The 1,635-nt window shown below is 61.0% G+C and carries 2 protein-coding genes and 1 pseudogene; all 3 read left to right on the plus strand.

Translation table 11 applies throughout. From position 1 onward, the window contains the following. Window positions 1–223: pseudogene (locus A3764_RS26130) on the plus strand (tyrosine-type recombinase/integrase); the annotation flags it as partial. A gap of 33 nt (window positions 224–256) precedes the next feature. After that, window positions 257–433, plus strand: a complete 177-nt coding sequence (locus tag A3764_RS25415; RefSeq protein WP_161487238.1) for a hypothetical protein — start codon at window positions 257–259, stop codon at window positions 431–433. A gap of 533 nt (window positions 434–966) precedes the next feature. After that, a partial coding sequence (locus A3764_RS20375; protein ID WP_150122336.1) for a hypothetical protein occupies window positions 967–1,635 on the plus strand: 669 nt, incomplete at its 3' end.

A 1,635-nucleotide genomic window follows, 5' to 3' on the forward strand; every position in this document is an offset into this window, starting at 1 on the left:
CGCCCGATTGCACCGAAAAGTAGGGGTCCGCATCAATCCGCACCTCTACCGCCATCTGATCGGTTGGATCTGGCTAAGGGACAGTCTGGATAACCTGCCAAAGGTCCAGCGTTTGTTGGGCCACAAGCGCCTCCAGACAACCATCGACCACTATGCGGAGCTGGACGAGACCCTAATCTCCGAAGAGTGGCTCGCGCGTCTCGATCGTCGCTCAGCGGCGTGACCAACCTCCCACCATCAAGGATGCCTCAAACACATGAATGACTACCTTTCCAACATCCAGGATCTGCTGGGCAGCTCGCGGTGCCAAGAGATCATTGATCTCTATGCCGAACTGGTTGCACCCCAAAGCTCCGAGAAATGGCTCTCACATCTCGACCGTCACGCCGGGACAGACAAACCTCACCTGAGCGAGGGGTCCGCAAACGCATGAATGATCACCTCGCTCTATTGAACCGCATCCGCAACGCGGCCCCTGGAGATCAGCCGCCGAGCCTCCTCAAGCTCGAGAGGCACCTCGAACGGCGGCATCGCGAAGTCGGCTCAAGTGCCTTCATAGAGTTTGCACATCTTCAAAGAGTAGCGTCCGAAACATGGGACGCTGAACGCTGCGCGCATTTCGCCCAAGTGCTTCGCAGGGCGCGAGTGAAGCCGAAGCCGTCACGCCAGACTCCTTGGGAGAAAGCACAGATGCGCCTCCGTGAGCTTCCAGAGGATTGGCAGCCTGCCATCGCCGAACGGATCTCCATATCGATGGGGGACAAACGCCGCAAAGGGTGCCCCCTTTGGAGCGCTGCGCATTCCGCGAGTGTGATTCGCGCACTGGCGGGCTGGGTGGATCACTGCAGATCCCACGGCCTGCCCCTGCGACCAACCGGTCGGGCTCTTGACCGCTACGCATCTCAAGTTGCCGAACGCGCCTCAACACGGACGGCATCGGATTATGTTGGCCGTATCCTTGGTGGCATGACCGTCGTCGAACCCGGCTTCGCTTCTCAAGCTTGCGAATTCGTCGCATGTGACTGGCGGGAGCGCGCTGAGCAGGAAGGGGCCGCAACGAAAACCGGCTCCCAACTTGTCGGAGCCTCGGAAATATACGGCCTCGGGTTCGATCTGATGGAAAAAGCCCGAAAGCGGCGCCTACGAGGCGTCCATGCCGCACGGGACTTTCGAAACGGCATCCTGTTGTCTCTCAGCGCGGCCCTGCCGCAACGGGCACGTGCGCTCTCCGCACTGGCCTTTGACCAGACCCTCGCCCTGCCCGCTGCAGGGCTTATCCATGTCCGCATCCCGGCGCGAATGCTGAAACTGCCAGAGGATCGAAAAAATGGCGAACCGTTCGACAGGACCTTGAGCAGCCAAAAGCTTGCCGAGGCACTTCTGGAATACAGGCGCTCCTTCCGGCCGCTTTTTGACGAGGGACAGTGTCTGTTCCCGTCGATGCTCTCACCCGGCGCCGCAATCAGCGAAGGCCAGATCGGCCGCCTTACTGGCGATCTGACCGCACGGGCCTTTGGCGTGCGCGTGTCAATACACCGCCTCCGTGACAACGTCGCGACCGAGGCCAGCGAATACCTGACCTCGGGCGGCCGCGCGGCAACGGCCTTGCTCGGGCATCGCAGCGAAAGGACCGTG

Source organism: Sulfitobacter sp. HI0129 (assembly GCF_001635395.1).
Lineage (GTDB): Bacteria > Pseudomonadota > Alphaproteobacteria > Rhodobacterales > Rhodobacteraceae > Sulfitobacter.